The organism is Acinetobacter sp. Tr-809, assembly GCF_011753255.1.
GTDB lineage: Bacteria > Pseudomonadota > Gammaproteobacteria > Pseudomonadales > Moraxellaceae > Acinetobacter.
The window spans coordinates 395,811-414,020 of record NZ_VWVZ01000004.1 but is presented as its reverse complement, the minus strand read 5'-3'; the positions used below and the strand labels follow the sequence as shown (position 1 = coordinate 414,020).

The 18,210-nt window shown below is 39.8% G+C and carries 19 protein-coding genes and 1 pseudogene; 1 reads left to right on the top strand and 19 read right to left on the bottom strand.

Annotated features, from left to right (window positions below; translation table 11 throughout):
* From F3J02_RS11785 to F3J02_RS11700, 18 genes and pseudogenes are all read right to left on the bottom strand, one after another.
* Nucleotides 1-367: pseudogene (locus F3J02_RS11785) on the bottom strand (alkyl hydroperoxide reductase subunit F); the annotation flags it as partial.
* 127 nt (nt 368-494) lie between these two features.
* Nucleotides 495-1,412, bottom strand: a complete 918-nt coding sequence (locus F3J02_RS11780; RefSeq protein WP_167249506.1) for a hypothetical protein — start codon at nt 1,410-1,412, stop codon at nt 495-497.
* Between the two features lie 28 nt (nt 1,413-1,440).
* Nucleotides 1,441-2,571 (bottom strand): toxic anion resistance protein, encoded by a 1,131-nt coding sequence (locus F3J02_RS11775; protein WP_167249504.1) that lies wholly within the window; start codon nt 2,569-2,571, stop codon nt 1,441-1,443.
* Between the two features lie 12 nt (nt 2,572-2,583).
* Nucleotides 2,584-3,360, bottom strand: a complete 777-nt coding sequence (locus F3J02_RS11770) for a tellurium resistance protein (protein WP_167249502.1) — start codon at nt 3,358-3,360, stop codon at nt 2,584-2,586.
* 171 nt (nt 3,361-3,531) lie between these two features.
* Nucleotides 3,532-4,524 carry a putative solute-binding protein gene (locus F3J02_RS11765; protein WP_167249500.1) on the bottom strand — a complete coding sequence of 331 codons (993 nt, stop codon included), beginning with the start codon at nt 4,522-4,524 and terminating at the stop codon, nt 3,532-3,534.
* A gap of 155 nt (nt 4,525-4,679) precedes the next feature.
* Nucleotides 4,680-5,114 (bottom strand): PaaI family thioesterase, encoded by a 435-nt coding sequence (locus F3J02_RS11760; protein WP_167249498.1) that lies wholly within the window; start codon nt 5,112-5,114, stop codon nt 4,680-4,682.
* 63 nt (nt 5,115-5,177) lie between these two features.
* Nucleotides 5,178-6,161 carry a fatty acid desaturase family protein gene (locus tag F3J02_RS11755; protein WP_167249496.1) on the bottom strand — a complete coding sequence of 328 codons (984 nt, stop codon included), beginning with the start codon at nt 6,159-6,161 and terminating at the stop codon, nt 5,178-5,180.
* Between the two features lie 122 nt (nt 6,162-6,283).
* Nucleotides 6,284-7,081, bottom strand: coding sequence for a PaaX family transcriptional regulator C-terminal domain-containing protein (locus F3J02_RS11750; protein ID WP_167249494.1), 798 nt, complete (start codon nt 7,079-7,081; stop codon nt 6,284-6,286).
* Between the two features lie 102 nt (nt 7,082-7,183).
* On the bottom strand, nt 7,184-7,984 hold the full coding sequence (locus F3J02_RS11745) for an undecaprenyl-diphosphate phosphatase (protein WP_167249492.1): 801 nt from the start codon (nt 7,982-7,984) through the stop codon (nt 7,184-7,186).
* Between the two features lie 129 nt (nt 7,985-8,113).
* Nucleotides 8,114-10,003, bottom strand: a complete 1,890-nt coding sequence (locus F3J02_RS11740; RefSeq protein WP_167249490.1) for a M48 family metalloprotease — start codon at nt 10,001-10,003, stop codon at nt 8,114-8,116.
* 102 nt (nt 10,004-10,105) lie between these two features.
* On the bottom strand, nt 10,106-11,644 hold the full coding sequence (purF, locus tag F3J02_RS11735; protein ID WP_167249488.1) for an amidophosphoribosyltransferase: 1,539 nt from the start codon (nt 11,642-11,644) through the stop codon (nt 10,106-10,108).
* A gap of 24 nt (nt 11,645-11,668) precedes the next feature.
* Complete coding sequence (locus tag F3J02_RS11730; RefSeq protein ID WP_167249486.1) at nt 11,669-12,262, bottom strand: CvpA family protein; 594 nt, start codon at nt 12,260-12,262, stop codon at nt 11,669-11,671.
* 1 nt (nt 12,263) lies between these two features.
* On the bottom strand, nt 12,264-13,271 hold the full coding sequence (locus tag F3J02_RS11725; protein ID WP_167249537.1) for a quinone-dependent dihydroorotate dehydrogenase: 1,008 nt from the start codon (nt 13,269-13,271) through the stop codon (nt 12,264-12,266).
* Between the two features lie 90 nt (nt 13,272-13,361).
* A complete protein-coding gene (gene gspM, locus F3J02_RS11720) occupies nt 13,362-13,841 on the bottom strand; it encodes a type II secretion system protein GspM (RefSeq protein WP_167249484.1) in 480 nt (159 codons plus the stop codon).
* Nucleotides 13,841-14,980: a type II secretion system protein GspL gene (gspL, locus tag F3J02_RS11715; RefSeq protein WP_167249482.1), complete on the bottom strand. Its 1,140-nt coding sequence runs from the start codon at nt 14,978-14,980 to the stop codon at nt 13,841-13,843. The genes gspM and gspL overlap by 1 nt, the downstream gene beginning before the upstream one ends.
* 40 nt (nt 14,981-15,020) lie before the next feature.
* Complete coding sequence (locus F3J02_RS11710) at nt 15,021-15,476, bottom strand: SixA phosphatase family protein (RefSeq protein ID WP_016163358.1); 456 nt, start codon at nt 15,474-15,476, stop codon at nt 15,021-15,023.
* 57 nt (nt 15,477-15,533) lie between these two features.
* Nucleotides 15,534-16,607, bottom strand: coding sequence for an NAD(P)H-dependent glycerol-3-phosphate dehydrogenase (locus F3J02_RS11705; protein ID WP_016163357.1), 1,074 nt, complete (start codon nt 16,605-16,607; stop codon nt 15,534-15,536).
* Nucleotides 16,608-16,654: 47 nt separating this feature from the next.
* Nucleotides 16,655-17,233 (bottom strand): nitroreductase, encoded by a 579-nt coding sequence (locus tag F3J02_RS11700; RefSeq protein ID WP_167249480.1) that lies wholly within the window; start codon nt 17,231-17,233, stop codon nt 16,655-16,657.
* A 254-nt stretch (nt 17,234-17,487) separates the two neighbouring features.
* On the opposite strand from F3J02_RS11700, the gene F3J02_RS11695 reads away from it, so the two are divergent.
* Entirely contained in the window at nt 17,488-17,871 is a 384-nt protein-coding gene (locus F3J02_RS11695; protein WP_005189541.1) for a hypothetical protein, read from the top strand.
* A gap of 48 nt (nt 17,872-17,919) precedes the next feature.
* On the opposite strand, the gene F3J02_RS11690 is transcribed toward F3J02_RS11695, so the two are convergent.
* Entirely contained in the window at nt 17,920-18,165 is a 246-nt protein-coding gene (locus F3J02_RS11690) for a hypothetical protein (RefSeq protein WP_167249478.1), read from the bottom strand.
* Nucleotides 18,166-18,210: the final 45 nt, after the last annotated feature.

Here is an 18,210-nt window from a genome sequence, read left to right as displayed (position 1 = left end):
ACACATCAAAGTTCGCGCTTAAGTTTAAGCCTTTGATCTGAGTGAGTACTTCATCAGATACTTTAGGTGCATAACCAGACACTTGTAATAATGCCAAGATCAAAGAAGTAAACTCATGTCCCATCGGTAAGCCAGCAAAGAACACACGTGGTTGTTCACCTGCTTTAGCCACACCGAAACTAGGACGGCGAGCGTTTGAACCGTCAAAACGCGCCGTAACTTGGTCAGAAAGTTCAGCAATTTCAGTCACGAGTTCTTTGATTTTTGCAGCTTTATCTGAGTCATCTAAAGCAGCAACCAACTCGATTGGACTTTCTAAACGTTCTAAATAAGCTTTTAATTGAGTTTTAATATTTTGATCTAACATGTATTTCTCCAAACGCTAAGACTTTTAAATCAGCTAAATTCATTCAATGAAGCTATAGTACGCAAAAGCACTGAATAGGTAAAACAGTATGTTTTTATAGGTTTGATCGGATAAACCGAATAAAGATTTACAAGACATCAAGCTTTTGGGTAATTCGAACACGACGATTTTTCAGATGTTTGGCCAGTACATATAAAATTGTGCTTAATGTAACCGCCAATACGATCAAACCCCATAAAATCACATTCACAATCTGAGAAATACGTTCTGCCTGCTGCGCACGTACATCTAAAGGCTGCGTGATTGAGGTGATACTTTTACCGTACAGTTGCTGCTGCATCACCCATAATTGCTCTGGCTTAAAATCGTAGCTTTTAAATTGGGCTGGATTCGTTTTTTCTGCACTGATCAATTGATTCACGTAAGCATTAGCAGTCTTGCGGTCAATCGGTTGATGCAATAAAGCGACTTGTGCTAATACGTAAGCCTTTTCAGTCGAAGAAATATTGGCCTGCTGTAAATCTTGTGCAATCTGGCTTTCACTGATATTGCTTTGATAGCTCATCCACTGCTGATAAGCCTGCTTGGTTTCATCTTTCCAATCATATTGGATATAACTTAAGCCTGACCAAAGCAACATAAATGCAATCACCCAAGCCAAGATACGTTGCGACCATGCCTGAAAACGTTGTTGAAAAAACTTAAACTTTTTCACCCAACTGAGCAACAAGAAAGCCCCGAAAAATGAAACAAAGACTTTTAGGAACAACCAGCCAAACCATGACAGTAAATTAAAGAAATAATTGGCAGGTTGTTTAAATGGAATAATATCTTGAACATGATAAGGCAGATCTAAAGTCTGAAGATGTATGGAAAGATCAAAGAAACGATAGATAAATTCTTTTTGCAAAACCAGAGATGCAATTGTGACAACGACCAAGATACTGGTTAATATGAACCAAATCATCAGATGTCGCTGACGCTTTTTTAAAACATCTAGACGTTGGTCAATGGGTTGTACACTAAAATCGTCTATGGGTGACAATGATCTTTCCTTTATCGACTAAAAAATATCAAGATTTAGGTGGATTCTGCCCACTGTTCTCTAACACTAAATGATTCAAATTCTCTTGCAAAGCACGTAACCGCGTTGTTGCTTCGGCACGCTTTTGCATCCCTTCTTTCTGAATCTGAATCACATCATTTACTGTTTTAATGAGGGTGTTTTGTACATGTTCAAGGGTCTCAACATCAATCACAGAACGTTGATTGGCTTTTGCCGTATCAACAGAGTTTTGATGCAATAACTCAGCATTACGACGTAATAATTCATTGGTGGTGTCATCAATGGCTTTGGCTAGCTGCACACTGTTTTTTTGCTCTTGCAACGAAATTGCCAAACTAATTTGATTTTTCCAAGCTGGTAATGTGATGTTTTTAATCGCGTAAAACTTATCTACCAACATTAAATTATTCGACTGGATAATCCGAATCATCGGCAGTGTTTGCATTGCAGACTGTTGTAAAACATGAAGATCACTGACTCTTTTTTCAAGATTATTTGCCACATGATTGAGATCATAAATCTGCTGCGTGGTTTGTTGATCTTGTTCCTGACTTGTCAGAGTCGTGATTTGCTGTTGAATATCCTGCTGCTTTAACTGGCCCGCTGCAATATAAACCCCCAGTTGTTTATATTCATCCTGCACCGCATCAAACATTTTATCCAATGTCCCAACACGTGCTTTCAAGCCTGATTGTGAGCTTTCAATTTCTTTAACTAGAACATCAATCTGCTCTTTGGTGGTATTAAAGTGCTGATCGAAATTTTGTTTAGCGTTCTTAAACTTACTCAGTAAGCCACCCAAAAAACCTGAGCTTTTTGATTTATTCAAAATACTGGAAGTATTTAACTGTTGCGCGACTTGCACTACTTCATTGAGTTTTTGCCCTGTAGCATCCAAGTCCTTATTCTGTACCAAACTCAATAATTCATCCGTATAGGTTGAAGTCTTATTGGCAATATTTTTACCGTATTCAGCGACAGCTATGGTACTGATTTCAGCCAGTTCTTTATGCGCGTCCATCACTTCAGCATAGTCATGCGGTTGCAAACCGAGCTCTTTTAAATTTAATTGTTCAAAGCGCTGTTCTGGCTTCAACTCAGTTTCATGTGATGATTTGATCAATTCTGAATCGGACATAATATTCCCCTCTTATTTCTGTAATGATTTTTTCAAGTTTTGGATTAAATCTTCGCGGCTCTTGTCTAGCTGCTCAATCGTCGCACTAGACTTTGATTCACGGCTTTGTTTTAAATGATATTGCCAAGCTGGAATCAATACCTGTTGAGCCTCTTTGAAACGATCTAAAAGACTAAAAGATAAATGCTGTGACAGTTGCATCTGTTTGATTGCAATATCATTACTGCTCTGTAAAGTCTGTAAAGTATTGATTTTTTTTGATAGTCGCTCAACAAAATGATCCAGCACTTGCTGCTTACTAAACTGAGGGTATTCCATCAAGAATTGATCAGCTGCCTGAATATATGCAGCCATCTGTTCTCTTAAACCCAATGCCTGTTGTAAACGCGATTGTGATTTTTGGATCTCTATCTGTAAGCGTTGACTCAAATGATTCGCTTCATTGATCAAATGATCTAAATCTTTCAGATATTTGACTTGCCCTGCATCATATTCAATATCAATGCCCAGCCACTTTTGTAATGCATTAAAACGACGTGTGCCTAAAAACTTTTTGGATAAAGACAATTGCTGAATAATCTGAGTGATCACTTCACTGAGTTGCTGATTCAACTTAGGATCAACACCATTCAGTAAAACACCTTGTGCCTGAACCAAATGGTCTGCGTAATGACTTAAACGATGCGGATCGTTCAACAAAGGTAATAAATCATTACGCTTAATCGCTAAAATATGTTCTTGATTTGACTCAATTTGCGATAAGGGTGTTAAGTCGAGCGGTAGCGTCATATCTGTAGAAAATCGTGAGCACAAATAAATTTGAACAGCTTAGTTGTAGCATGTTCTTTGACTTTGTCATATCTAAATGTTGTTATGTTTTTTAAAATAAATTGTCACTTTAGCAACTAAAAACCCTCTAAATTACAATCAATAAAGAGGGTTCATAAGTTAAATCAAACTTTACTCATCATTGAGAGCACATTCAAAGTTATTCGGATTTTGTTTACAACGAACTTTTTTCAAGAAGTTCATCATTTTGGGATCGTAAATTCCAGCTTTAGTCAGTGAAATACGTGCCTCACGCATCATTTTCATATAATTAACCTGTTCTTCAGACGGGATAATCATCCAGTATTTGGCCGGAATTTCTTTTTCGTATTTTGAAATAATATTAAAGGTCCGACCAAGTTGTCCTGCAACCCATTCACGAGATTTCTGACCAAACCCTTCAGGAAACTTATCTTTTCGAATAATAAAGTTTGCTGAAATCTGGGTCAGGGGAAATTTAACAATACCACCTTTATCTCCAAGCCCCTTATAAAGTTCAAAAGGCTTATAGGCAACAATGGGGGCAGGTACGATATCAATTTGATGGTTGTTAAATTTCGCGCCTGCATTGGTCACATCAACCGAAACGGCTTGTGCGCCTATTTGCGCAACTAGTCTTGGTTGAGCTTCATCATAAGCAAATACACCGACTTTCTTACCTGCTGCTTTCGCCAAAGTATTAATACTGCGATCAGTAACAAATAGATAAGCTGGACCAATGGTTCCAAGACCCGCAATTTCATAAGGGCCATTGATCATACTTTTTGCAGCTTGAGGCTTAGAGAGCAATTGATAAGCGAGAATTGCCGTTTTCAAATCAGTTAAAGCGCCAACAGCATCAAGTGAACCGACATATTTATTGAATTGTCGACCACGCAATCCACTGATAATCGCACCATCACATTGTCCAACTTTTAAATCTTCTGCTGCAACACGCTCATCGACATAAGCACGTAGGTCTATATCTGCGCCCCACTTCTTGGCTTCAAGTGCATAATCCCTTGCCAATGCAAAAGCATCACCTGATTTACCTACAGGATCAAATACACAGACCGTTTGCTTCGCCTGTGTTGTTACAGCGAATCCAAATAATGCTAAAGCAATAAAACCATTTTTAATTATCATCTCGTTCTTCCCAGATAAGATTTATTATGTATTTATCTCACCTGATTTAGCGACATGATCCTATGACGAGATTTCTATTTTTAATGTATTTTTAGTCAATCACCCAATTGAATCAAACATTTTTCGAAAATGGTTTTAGAGAAAATTTTTCGCTTTTATCCGCCTAACTTCGCTGACTGACTTGGTGGAAGTGCATAGGTCCCAATTACATGCGCAACAGGCTCTTCATCGTCAAGCGAATATAACCATACCTCGCCAGTAACTAATGTTTTACCGACTTTAATCAGCTTACACACAGCCCGAATATCACGATTGCCATTTGGTTTACGGAAAAAATTAATCGTCATATTGGTGGTTACAGCCATCGCGACTAACCCCAAATGTCCCATAATAGCAATGTATAGCACATAATCAGCAATCAGCATTAAAGTTGGGCCAGAAACTGTTTGACCTGGTCTGAGATCCCCTGCATCCACTTGATATAGCAGTTGTGCTCCTCTGGGAGTAATGTCTTCAATCACACTCTTCTTGAGTGCCTGAGGAAACTCTTGCGCCAGAAATCCCATGATTTCTTCTTTGGTTGCAGCCATGATCTCTCCAATTATTGATGTTGTAATGGCTCTAATTCAAAACAGAAAGCCAAAATCTATTGCTTAATCTGCTTTGTCCGACAGCTCATTCAACACTTGCCAATACGTCGGTGGTTCAGCAACATGTCCACGTTCACGTAGCATCTGATGCATTCTTGGTAATTTAAAATAAGGTACAGCAGCCATCAAATGATGCTCTTTATGATAGTTAACATTGATCGGTGCAACCAAAGCTCGCGCAAGGTAGCCTGCTTTAGTCGTACGCGTATTGGTTAAGGCACTATGGCTGGTCTCCATTCCTGCATGTTCTGCCATTGAACGAACTCTGAGGAATAAAGGAAATGGCGTTAAATATGCCACGACCCACAATGCATAAAGTTTAGGATGCCCCGCTGCCCACAATGCTGAAAATAAGGCCGCATTGGTTGCAATCGCACCGCCACTATTTTTAAGGAAGGTTTTTGGATAATCGCTCCAGTGTTTGCCTTCCTGAGAAATCCAGCGACGATCATTTGATACCGTCCACTCCATTTTTCCAATATCCATCAACACTCGACCGACTGCAAACTTGAATCCAGTTACACCCGAAAGATCACGTACAAACTTACGCAGCAATGATTTTTTAGTGGTTGGAAAGCCTGTTACAAGTGATAAGTCTGGATCAGCTGGCATTGAAGTTTTACTGTGGTGGCGCATATGATGGGCACGATATTTATGTAGATCATTCCAAATCGGGCGCGCGCATAACCAGTCTGTCAACGTATCATTCAACCATTTGGTTTTAAATAAACTTTGATGGGAGGCATCATGCATGATAATCGCAAGTGCTAATTGTCGGCCTGCCAAGATCACCAATGCCGCAATACACATAAGTAATTTCCCCCAGCTAGGCAAATATTCCCATGTACTGGCAACTGCAGCAAATGTTCCACCAATCACAGCCCAAGTCGAAAGCACAGCCCAACTGCCATGCAAGTCTGATTTTTCAGTAAGTTCAGTAATTTCTTCTCGCGTGAATAGCTCACTAATTGCAACACGTGTATTCATATCCCTATCCTGTATGTGCTCTATTCTTATAAAACTACACAATCTATATTTTTATTTTAAATTAAGTAATATTTCTGTCAATCTATTAAAATTAAATTTAATGTAATATTTGTAATTATTTTTTAGTCGATTTGCCCTTCATAGAATTTACGCCAAGACTCTAAGCCCGTCTGATCTAATTGCTGCACACTCTCAGCAAACTGCTCGCGCAGTTGCACATCTACAAAACTCTCAGGCAATAATGGGTCATTCATCAATAAGGAAATTGTTTGACGACCTAATAGTAGCGACTCACGAGCAGCATCCTCTAAACTTAATTGAGCTGCGGTGGATAACCATTGTTGAATCATTTGGCTATATTTTTGGTAATTCTGATTAAGTGTTTGTGTAGACCAAAGCTCGGCAATCGCAGTCAAAGTTTTGGCATCAAAATGGCTAATTTGGCAGATTTTTGCATTATTTTCTAAACCCGAAGCTTTTAATTCCGTAATCAATTGATCAAAACCTATCACTAAATTATCTGGGCGAATATAGATCCCCTGTTCTAATTCTTTAAAGCCAAAATGTTTCAAGGCTCTTTCACGACGATTCAAAGCAGTACGATCAACTCGCCCAAGTTCACCAGTAAAAACCGCCAGATATTGCTGATTCCATACTTTGGTTTGTTTAATGCCATGCTTACGATTCAGCATGACATTTGCCCATTCGTGCGATTGGACACTAAATTGGTACACGCCACGCTCAATCGCTTCGATCACGCCATCACTGGATAAACGCGTCACAGCAACACGAATGCTATTTTCACTAATCTCAAAAAGCCGAGCTGCAATAATGATTTGTTTAATTGAAATCGCTCGACCTTGAAGTCCTAATAGCAAATCAATAATTAAGTCTCGAGCATTCATTTTCGCTATTGTCATTGTGCTATTAAACCAGATCTGAAGGATTTAAATTAAAGAAGAGGAATTTTAACTGAGAATCTCCCTTTTCGCAGTTGCCAAAAGGGAGATGTTTTTTATTTTTTATAGGAAGACAAATAATAGAATAATACCTAGCACAATACGGTACCAAGCAAATACGCGTAAGGTATGACGTTCCACAAACTTAACCAATGCACTCACAACCAATAAAGCAGAAATAAAAGCGGCTACAAAGCCAACAGCAATATTCAGCATATTATCTTGCGTTAACACATCTGCATTACGTGCTAAATCAAATACAGCAGCTCCTAACATGGTTGGCATTGCCAAGAAGAAGGAAAACTCTGTAGCAGCCTTACGAGACAAACCTGCAAACATCCCGCCCACAATCGTCGCACCTGAACGTGATGTCCCAGGAATCATGGCGACACACTGTGCGCAACCCACCAAGAATGCTTGTTTATAGGTAATCTTGGTCGCATCTGTCGTTTTATGATCAAAGTTCTTTGACTCAACCCAGAAGATAATCAGACCACCAACAATTAAGGCAACCGCAACCACTAGCGGGCTAAACAAGACGCTCTTAATGAAATCAACCGCGAAAATACCAATAACCACTGCTGGGATAAAAGCGAGTAAGACACTAAAAGCAAAGTGCCGTGCTTCCGCATCACCACTAAAGAAACCTTTGACCAAGTCAAAAATCTTTTGACGATATAACCAACACACAGCCAAAATCGCACCGAGCTGAATCACAACTTCAAAAACACGACCATCATCAGAGTGAAAGTCGATCATATGACCAAATAAAATCAAATGACCTGTACTTGAAATGGGTAGGAATTCGGTAAGACCCTCAATAAAGCCTAAAAATAAGGCTTTTAAAATTTCAATATGTTCCATAACTTACTCAAAAGCACGTAATACAAGAATAAAAATAAATGGCAAGCTTACCCTGAAATGTAAGCACTTTATGTGATTGTCACGTAACGGTTTAGCAAAAAAGATTCGGACAAAATTCCTGAATTTGTATTAAATAATCATCAGACTATTTTTCTTTTGCATCTGTTCAATTACTTCATGTGTATCAAAGCCCAAACGCCAGTATAAAAGCCCAAGAACATCTAATTCATCTTGGGTAATGATACGATCATTCCACAAACATCTTTCTGCAATCGACAAAATATTAAGGCGATCACGTAGCAACAAACCTGAGACATCATTTAAGATTTCCGCTAAATCCAGTGGCTCATCTGAAATATCGGCATAAATTTGCATTTCATCTTCAGTCAACAACATTTGTAAAATGCGCTCACGTACTTCAAGCTGATTTGGGCTATTGATCTGCTGTACATGTAGTAAGGCATCAATCAAATGTACAATCTGTGATTTCACATCTTCAAAAGCCGCAGGCAAATGTGCAGGCATTAAATTGAGCTCATGTTTCACACGCTCCAATAGCAATGCATCAAGCAAACCGACTTCACCGTCTTCTTGAATAATACATGCCAGCTTGGTTAAAAATTGACGTGCAATACTGGTTGGCATATGCCCAATATTTTTACAGGCATCATGGAAAATCTGCACATGAATACGTCCATCCAAATTCAATAAAGCATCGACAATCGCATGGCTTACTGGCGCTTCTTGTGGGATAAATTCACGGTACTGACGAATCATCAAAATCGCGACCATCACCTCACGTGAACCTGTCGCAGTCTGCATTGCCCGTTGAATTAATTCTGGACGTTTCTTATTCTTACGCACTTCTGGATTAAGTGGTTTGATTGCATCATTCAGTGCAAAACTAATTGGTGATAAACGCAATAAAGGCAATGGCTGTGGAGAACTCCACGGCATGGTTAGCTCTGCACTTTCTTCTTCTAAAGAACGGAACAAGCTGAACAAGGGACGATTACGCAGCTTTCTTAAATTTTCTAATTGTAGATCTTGCAACAAAGTTGGATTTAATTCATAAATTCGTTCTTTAATGCTTGGATGGATATTCATCCAACTCTGAGGGCTCAGCGAGTTAGCAAAACACATATGCGAAATCGACTCAGAATAGGCACTATGAATCTGCGAACCAGAGTGATGCACGTAAATCCGCAACAAGGTCTGAATATTGGCATTATTGTTCATCAAGCGCATGGTCTTGAGATCATTACGGAAAGTACGACCACTCAATGTCAAATATTTAATACAACGGGTAATTAAGATACCGAGGCTACCGATCAGCCAAATGACCCCACCAATCGCAACGAAAATAGTTTCAAACTTATTTCGATAAGTCGTTGCATAAGGATTATAACCCGCCTGAGCCAGCTTACTCCCCCACTGGCTAAAAGTAGTTAAACCGCTATACAGAATTTTTAGCTTGGTATTTTCAACCGCTTCGCCAGATAAAATCTGATTAAATTCGTAACTGAGTAAACCATAAAGTTCAAGTTCATCCAGATTTTGTAATGCCCCCCAAGTCAAAATGATCACGATATCCTGCGATCTAAACCCTGCGGTTAAAGCATTCACCCCAACTTCATCGGGGAGCACATAAACGGCTGGCGTATCGATATCAAAACTTTTTGCGACCTGCTCAACGACCTTTAATGCCGTACTTTCTTCTGGTGTACTTTCATCAAAAACCAAACGACGCGCTTTGAGCTGTTTTGCCAGCGAGTGACCACCTTCGCGCAGCACATAAAGTTCAGCACCTACCGACCAAAACAAGACTAAAATAAGTAAGCAGATAAAGTATGGGCTAAGAACATGCCACCAAATCGGCTGGGTATAATCAAAGAAATGAACGACCAAACCCAAAATTAAATTGAGAATAAAGACCGTCAGTAACATTGCAAGAAGACAGAAACTGACTGACCATGCAATATTCTTATTTTCAATTAAATAATGGCTCATTTCTTTCAATGTAAGTTTTCCTGATTACATTGTTTCAGTTAGGGTTTCCGTACCCACTATCATAAAATAAAAAAGCGGGAAATTCCCGCTTTTCTATAGATTAAGATGAGATTACTCTTCTTTAATCCCAGTTAAATCAACTGATGCTGCATCAATATTTACATCGATATAGCCATCTGATTTACTTTTTGCAGCGTCACTACGTTTTTGCTCAAGTGCATCAAGATATGCCTTATCAATACCACCAGCGACATAAACGCCATCAAACACAGAACAATCAAACTCAGTTAAATCTGGAACTTTGCTGGTACGCACTGCATTTTTCAAATCTTCCAAATCTTGGAAAATTAAACGGTCTGCACCAATATTTTCACGGATTTCTTCGACTGTACGACCTGATGCAATCAACTCTGCCTTGGCTGGCATATCAATACCATACACATTTGGATATTTCACCATTGGTGCAGCAGAAGCGAAGAATACTTTTTTCGCGCCTGAATCACGTGCCATCTGAATGATTTCATTACAGGTAGTACCGCGAACAATTGAGTCATCTACTAACAGAACGTTCTTATCTTTGAACTCAAGTTCAACAGGGTTTAACTTTTGACGTACTGATTTTTTACGTTGCTGCTGACCTGGCATAATAAAGGTACGTCCGATATAACGGTTTTTCATAAAACCTTCACGGAATTTCACACCTAAAATATTTGCCAGTTCTAATGCAGAAGTACGACTGGTATCTGGAATTGGGATCACCACATCAATATCGTGCTGCTCACCCCATTCTTTCAAAATCTTATAAGCCAGCTTCTCACCCATTTTTAAACGAGCTTTGTACACTGAAATCCCATCGATTGTTGCATCTGGACGCGCAAAGTAAACATATTCGAAAATACATGGACGATATTCAGGATTGGCCGCGCATTGCTTCGTAAACAATTGACCATTGGCATCAATAAAAATTGCTTCACCTGGTGCAATATCACGTTCAACTTTAAAACCAAGTGCCGTAATCGCCACGGATTCAGAAGCAATGATATATTCAACACCCTGTTCTGTTTCGCGAGAACCATAAACCAAAGGACGAATACCATTTGGATCACGGAAACCAACCAAACCATGGCCTGTGATCATTGCCACAACGCCATAAGCACCTTTGCAACGCTCATGTACACGAGATACGGTGTGGAAAATATCATCTGCGGTTGGATTTAAAGTACCGATCTTTTGTAACTCATGCGCAAATACGTTGAGCAAAACTTCAGAATCAGAATCAGTATTCATGTGACGTAAATCTGTCTTGAACAGGTCATCATGAATTTCAGCAGCGTTGGTCAAGTTACCATTGTGAGCAAGGGTAATACCATACGGTGAGTTCACATAAAACGGTTGCGCTTCAGCACTGCTTGATGAACCTGCAGTTGGGTAGCGAACATGTCCAATCCCGTAGTTCCCAAGCAATGCACGCATGTGACGCGTATGGAACACATCGCGTACCATACCGTTATCTTTGCGGAGGAATAAACGCCCTTGATGGCAGGTTACGATTCCTGCAGCATCTTGTCCTCGATGTTGCAGCATCGTTAAGGCATCAAATAACATTTGGTTCACTGGTGATTTACCGGCTATCCCAACAACTCCACACATAGCAACCTCGCGACAAGCTAGCGATTAATAAAAAGGATTTTTCGTCGAATGATCAGAACGCTCATTCACTGAAGCACGTTCTGATTCGTCCATTTCTGATGAAGGGCGATGTAATAACGCACCTTCAGATGTCATTTGATGTAAAGCTTGATTTGCCGCATCCTTGGATAATTCAGTAGCCAAAGGTGCGTAAGGTAATAAAATTTGTACGAATTTCGACTGTTTCCAGTGCGGTGAACTCTCAACCCAAGGTCCTAAACCTTGCATAGCAATCAGTACAATTAAGAGTCCTTTCAAAGAACCAAATGCACCACCCGCTAAACGATTTAATGGGCCCAATTTCAAACTTTTCAAGAGCCCATTCAGTAATGCAGACACTATCCACGTACACACCACTATGATCAATACGATAAAAGCAAAAGCTGCAATTTTTTGCACGACAGGATCGTGGCTTAGACTACTCATCGCAGGTGCCAAGATTACCGCATATTTTGCCCCAACGATCAATGCGAATATCCATCCGATCAAGTTCGCAAAGGCTTTGATAAATCCTTGTCGCAAACCGTTCAGCCCTCCAATGAGCAAAATGACCAGAATGATGATATCAAGTGTGTTCATTTCACACAGTCATCGCATTAACACAATCTTTCACAAGTGTTGGACCGGTATAAACAAGCCCACTATAAACTTGTACCAAGCTCGCTCCAGCTTGCTGTTTGGCAACTGCTTGTTCGCCAGACAAAATACCGCCAACACCAATCAATGGAATTTGACCCGCCAACACTTTGGAAAATTGGCGTAGACATTCGGTACTCTTTTCAAATACGGGCGCACCTGACAAGCCACCTGCCTCATTTCCATTTGGCAAGTTTTCAACACCTTCACGCCCAAGCGTGGTATTGGTCACGATCAAACCATCAATTTTGAATTGTAATAATTGTGCAGCAATAAATTGAATATCTTCTGGGGTTAAATCTGGTGCAACTTTAAGAACCAGAGGAACATAATGATTATATTGATCTGCCAATTCAAGTTGACGATCTTTTAAGGTTTGCAATAATTCGGTAAGCGCATCACCACTTTGTAAACTACGTAAATTTTTGGTATTTGGCGATGAAATATTAACAGTAATATAAGAAGCGTAATTATAAACTTTTTCTAGGCAAATCAGATAATCAGATACTGCATCTTCAACAGGCGTATCTGCATTTTTGCCGATATTGATTCCCAAAACACCCTTAAACTTTGCAGCTTTTACATTTTCAATCAGTTTATCCACGCCATCATTATTAAACCCCATGCGGTTAATAATCGCTTTTGCCTGAGGAATACGGAATAAACGTGGTAGAGGATTACCAGCTTGTGGTCGTGGTGTAATGGTTCCAATTTCGATAAAACCGAAGCCCAGTGCAGCTAAAGCATCAATATGCGCACCATTTTTATCTAAACCAGCGGCAAGACCCACGGGATTTGGAAATTCAATTCCCATACATGTCACAGGTTTTGCTGCAACTTTCTGATGCATAAAGCCAATTTTGTGGGCTTTATCTAGCATAGAGAGCGTAAGTTCATGTGCACGCTCTGGCGCTAAAGTAAACAACAAAGGGCGAGCCAATGAATATAACATACCAATCACAGTCTACTGATTTTCAAGTAGCCGTATTATAGGCATAGGCTTAACAAAACACCATGCCTGACATAGGGTTATTTTTAGCGCTTATTGTACTGTTGCGGTTAATTTAATCTGATTATTATTTGAAACCATATCCATTTTTTGGATGCTGAGACCCATTTGAGACAACTGCATCAAAAAGTTAGCCAGTACAGCATAATTCTGATGTTCGGCCACCAGCTGAATCTGTTCTCCATTTTGCTGTGAAGAAACTGCCAAGCCTTGTTGCTGAGCTGTACGTTGGATTTTATCTGCTGCAGTTAAGCCAGGATCATTAGCTGGCTTCATCGTTGCAGCATTGCTCTGCATCCATACCGTGAGATCTTTCAAATCATTTAAACGCTTTTGTTGCTGCTCTGCCAAGGTGTGCATTTTCCACAAAGAAAATCCAATGACAGTCACAATCACAAAAATGGTCGTAAAAATCACCATTACACGTTCACGCACAGACAAACTTTGTAGATATTCATTAACTGCTTCAATTTTTTGATCAAAGCTGTTTTGTAATTGAGTTAATGCTTTCATTATTTTATTTTCACCACCCCAATTGCTCCAACACTATCGGCTTGCACATTGCCTAACTCTGCTTGAAAACCTTGTTGATTTAATTGTTGTGCTAAGCCTTGTAAATCATCGGCAGATTTTGCTTTGAGAGACATTGCCAAAGTAGAGGCATCATAACTCACTTGTTGGGCAACAATTTGTTTTTGCATCAAAATTGGTCCAACGCGACTTAATAATGAAAGTGCTTGTGTATCGCCAAGTTGACTCATACGCAATTGACCTTCAAATGAGCTTTTAAGATTTTGCTCAGTCACTCGCCCACCTTCACCAAACCAAGATTTATACTGATCAATCGCTTGACTCGCAGTTTGATCAGCAACTTTTTTCAGCTTTGCCCAGCGCAAAGCATCATAACCAAGTTGCACGATAATTACTGCCAATAATACTGCTGCTGCCGCTTTCCAATAACCAGACCACTGTACTTCTGCATTTTTTGATTTTGGCAAAACATTAAATGGATGTTGTTTGGGTCTTAATAATTGTTCAAATTGATAACCAAATTCAGTCCGCTGATCTTTACTTGATGCAGTCGCGAGGCTATCCAATTGGTCGGCATTCAGATTGGCAAATTTATACTGTGTTTCTGCCGTCTGAAACTCCAAAAACAGTCCCAAATCATCAACAGAGTTACCTGTCCATGCATTTTCTCTCACCAATAAATGATCATACAGGTTGAGCAACACCACTTGATTCGGTTCTGGTTCAGGTAAAATCAAAAAGTCTGGTAAAAATGCTGCTATCTGGATCGGTAAAAGACTCAGCGCATGTTGCCATGTTTCAATTGAATATTGCGCGACACCTAAGATATTGAGCTGATCGTTGTGAAAGTGATGAACCACTTTCATTTGATCGATTGGCAAGGTCACAAACTCTTCCAAGAGGTATTTAACACCCTCTTGCCCCAATTGTTTGTAATGTGCTTTGGTCATTGGCTGTTGTAATAATTGCGCATTTCGACTTGGAAAATAAACCACAGCCTCTTTTCCATGATGCTCTTGCAAGTCCTGAATCAACTGTTCAAGACTCTGTGCCTGCAACCAATTTTCCCCTGCCGACCAATACCATGTTCCATTGGTTTCGGGCATCCATAAATACAGCATCGGTGTTCAGTACCCTTATCCTATTGCGGATATATAAAAATTATAATGTTGGTGTAAAACGATTCTTTTGTGTCGACAAACCATTCGCGATCACAGCTTGATCATAAATACGTGCTTCTGCCAATGCAAATGGATTAAAGCCTTCATGTGTCAATTGTTCTTCAATATGTGCCACCACATTCATATGACACACCACTGCTATCGACTCATACGGTAATTTGGATAACCACTCAATCGCATCCTTGGCATCATCATCTGGTTTAATCTTATCGCAAATTAACACAGGAATGCCGTGAAAATGCGCCTTGATATGGGCTAAAGTTTCTTGAGCACGTAATAAAGGACTCACCACAAAAATTTCAGGCTGAATCACATCTTTTAAGAAATGTCCTGTTTGTTCAGCTTGTTGATGCCCACGTGTTGTGAGTGGGCGTTGAATATCATTTCCATTGATGGCTGGAGATGCTTCACCGTGACGAACTAAAGTTAACTGCATAAAACGACCTTATTTTTTATAGCTGCATCATAACGCGAATAGATGACAGTTTTTTGATTAGACTTCATGATGAGGTAAAACAAATTCCACATCACTACGATGACCATTCTTCATCAAAGACAACGCAATGGTCATTGGTGGTGCACCTTCAAAAATCACTTCATATAGTGCGTTAGTAATTGGCATATATACATCCAACTCTTCTGCTTTGGTTCGCACCTGAACAATGGTATTAATCCCCTCCGCAGTCTGACCCAGTTCCTTGGTCGCTTGATCTAATGTTTTCCCAGAACCTAATGCGAAACCAATTTGATAGTTACGACTTAATGGACTGTTACAGGTGGCGAATAAATCTCCAACACCTGACAATCCCAAAAAGGTTAATGGATTTGCACCCTGCTTCACCGCAAAACGGCTCATCTCTGCCAATGCACGAGTGAGAATCATACTTTTGGTATTTTCACCAATCTTATAAGCCCCACCCATACCCATCGCAACTGCATAAATATTTTTTAACGCACCACCCAGTTCAACACCATGTACATCATCACTGCCAAACACGCGGAATAAAGCACTATGTAAAGCGTGTTGCACCGCATAACGAACCAACTCTGACTCACTGGCAATTACAGTCCCAGATGGCATACCCGCCATGATTTCTTTGGCAAGATTTGGGCCAGATAGAACACCATACGGTACTTCTGGCAATTCTGTGCGAATAATATCGCTCATAAAACTAAAGGTTTTTGCTTCAATGCCTTTGGTCAATGAAACCACAGCCTGAGAAGTAATAAACGGCGCAATCTGTTTGAGTACGTCACGGAATGAATGACTTGGAATAGCCACCAAAATAATGTCACGATCCCGTACAGCAAGCTCTAGATCAGCCACTGCACGCAAAGCAGGTTCCAATGGATAATCAGGTAAATAGCGTTTATTGATATGCGTTTGATTAATTTCTTCAGCAACAGCAGCATCACGAATCCAAATCATGGTATCGCAACCATTTCTAGTGGCTAAATTTGCCATCGCTGTGCCAAAACTACCACCGCCCAAGACCGTAATTCTTAATGCTGTTTTCTGATCTACGGCAACTGGCTCAACTAAATCACTAAAATTTAACTCTGTCATTTTTTATCCTGAAACGAATTTCTTTCTTTAATCATGCAAAACAAAGCTTAGGTTACTTGCCATACTTTTACAAAATCTTGACTGTCTATTTCTGCTCTTGGCGCAATCGCTTTCGCTGCTGTTCCGATATAAATAATTCCAGAAATGAGATCTTGTTGTTTTAACCCTAATTGCTGTTTCAACCAATTCGACTCAACCACTACCCCAGAACGCCACATGGTTGCAAAGCCTTGCGCTTGTAATGACAACAAGAAGTTTTGAATCGCAGCACCTGTACTTAAAATCTGTTCAAAGTGCGGAACTTTAGGATGATCTTGAATCGTGGTTAAGGCTAAAACCAACAAAGGCGCACGAAACGGATGCTGTTTCACTCGATCAAGTTGTGCAGAATCAGTTTCACCTAAATCGGCTAAAGCTTTTGCTAAATTCTCACCGAATGCCGCACGTAGTTCAGGGGTCACAATCACAAAACGAGTTGGTTTTAAACGATGGTGATCAGGTGCAGTAAGTGCTGCTTGCACTGCTTTTTCGAGTTGTTCTGTATTTGGTGCAGGCTCAATCAGTTGCCCAATAGATTGACGTTGATGAATATTTTGATGAATTGTCTCTATATTTGAGTCCGTCATTGAAATGAATCTAACTAACACAAGGATGGCGCTAGATTAGCATAATCTGCATGATTTCCACTATGCTTAATTCATGCTTGTCACATACATCCACATTGAATTTCGTGAGTAAATAACCAATATCATCATCGCTAAACTCATCATTCATTTGAGAAAATTAACAGAGTCCCTGCATAAACTGTACAGAACCTGCAAAAGCAATCAGAAATTCTATGTTCAAATAATACAATTAAGCTGTAACTTGAGAACAAGCAATGAAAAAAACGTTAATCATGAGTTTAGTTGGTGGTTTAGCACTCGGTCTAACTGCATGTGCATCGACACCAACCAATACTTTGGCAATTCAAAAAGAAAATAATCAATACGAAGTAACAGGCATTGGTAAAACTAACCTGATTGCAAAAAACAATGCTGTAACTGCCGCTCAAAAAACTTGTACTCGTAATACAGCCCCAGTTGTTGTTGACGAAAAAACCGCATACCAAGGTGTACTAAAAGGTGTTGTCGATGAACAAACAGGCAAAATGGTCGAAGCTGCCGCTGGTGTAATCGGAACAATTACAGGTAAAAATGCTTCTCTTGCACGTGATGACGATTATCAGACCACGCTTACCTTCTACTGCAAAGCTAATTCATAAATACAAAAAAGCCGATGTTTTAACATCGGCTTTTATTTTCTCAATCACTTAGTGCGCTTCGCTCGCAGCGACTTCAGATGCTGCACTGTGTTCAGCAACATCTGTATTATTTTCATCTAAATTCGGTTTATCAATCGCATCAATTGCAGCTTGTTGCTCTGGGGATGTCTGTGTTGATACAGCAGAAGCTGCTTGATCTTGCTGTTCAGCATTTTTCGCTTCTTCTTTCTTTGCACATGCAGTCAGCATGATTGGAGCAATAATTAGAGCGGCAAGGGTTAATTTAAATTTCATCACGGCTTTCCACAGTTACTTGGTTAAGTTGTGACAAGCATATTT

Coding starts and splice junctions, on each gene's coding strand:
- purF (WP_167249488.1), bottom strand. CDS start 11,644: ATGTGTGGAGTTGTTGGGATAGCCGGTAAATCACCAGTGAACCAAATG.
- F3J02_RS11690 (WP_167249478.1), bottom strand. CDS start 18,165: ATGAAATTTAAATTAACCCTTGCCGCTCTAATTATTGCTCCAATCATG.
- F3J02_RS11745 (WP_167249492.1), bottom strand. CDS start 7,984: ATGGAACATATTGAAATTTTAAAAGCCTTATTTTTAGGCTTTATTGAG.
- F3J02_RS11725 (WP_167249537.1), bottom strand. CDS start 13,271: ATGTTATATTCATTGGCTCGCCCTTTGTTGTTTACTTTAGCGCCAGAG.
- F3J02_RS11700 (WP_167249480.1), bottom strand. CDS start 17,233: ATGACGGACTCAAATATAGAGACAATTCATCAAAATATTCATCAACGT.
- F3J02_RS11710 (WP_016163358.1), bottom strand. CDS start 15,476: ATGCAGTTAACTTTAGTTCGTCACGGTGAAGCATCTCCAGCCATCAAT.
- F3J02_RS11705 (WP_016163357.1), bottom strand. CDS start 16,607: ATGACAGAGTTAAATTTTAGTGATTTAGTTGAGCCAGTTGCCGTAGAT.
- F3J02_RS11770 (WP_167249502.1), bottom strand. CDS start 3,360: ATGACGCTACCGCTCGACTTAACACCCTTATCGCAAATTGAGTCAAAT.
- F3J02_RS11730 (WP_167249486.1), bottom strand. CDS start 12,262: ATGAACACACTTGATATCATCATTCTGGTCATTTTGCTCATTGGAGGG.
- F3J02_RS11765 (WP_167249500.1), bottom strand. CDS start 4,524: ATGATAATTAAAAATGGTTTTATTGCTTTAGCATTATTTGGATTCGCT.
- F3J02_RS11755 (WP_167249496.1), bottom strand. CDS start 6,161: ATGAATACACGTGTTGCAATTAGTGAGCTATTCACGCGAGAAGAAATT.
- F3J02_RS11695 (WP_005189541.1), top strand. CDS start 17,488: ATGAAAAAAACGTTAATCATGAGTTTAGTTGGTGGTTTAGCACTCGGT.
- gspL (WP_167249482.1), bottom strand. CDS start 14,980: ATGCTGTATTTATGGATGCCCGAAACCAATGGAACATGGTATTGGTCG.
- F3J02_RS11775 (WP_167249504.1), bottom strand. CDS start 2,571: ATGTCCGATTCAGAATTGATCAAATCATCACATGAAACTGAGTTGAAG.
- F3J02_RS11750 (WP_167249494.1), bottom strand. CDS start 7,081: ATGACAATAGCGAAAATGAATGCTCGAGACTTAATTATTGATTTGCTA.
- gspM (WP_167249484.1), bottom strand. CDS start 13,841: ATGAAAGCATTAACTCAATTACAAAACAGCTTTGATCAAAAAATTGAA.
- F3J02_RS11760 (WP_167249498.1), bottom strand. CDS start 5,114: ATGGCTGCAACCAAAGAAGAAATCATGGGATTTCTGGCGCAAGAGTTT.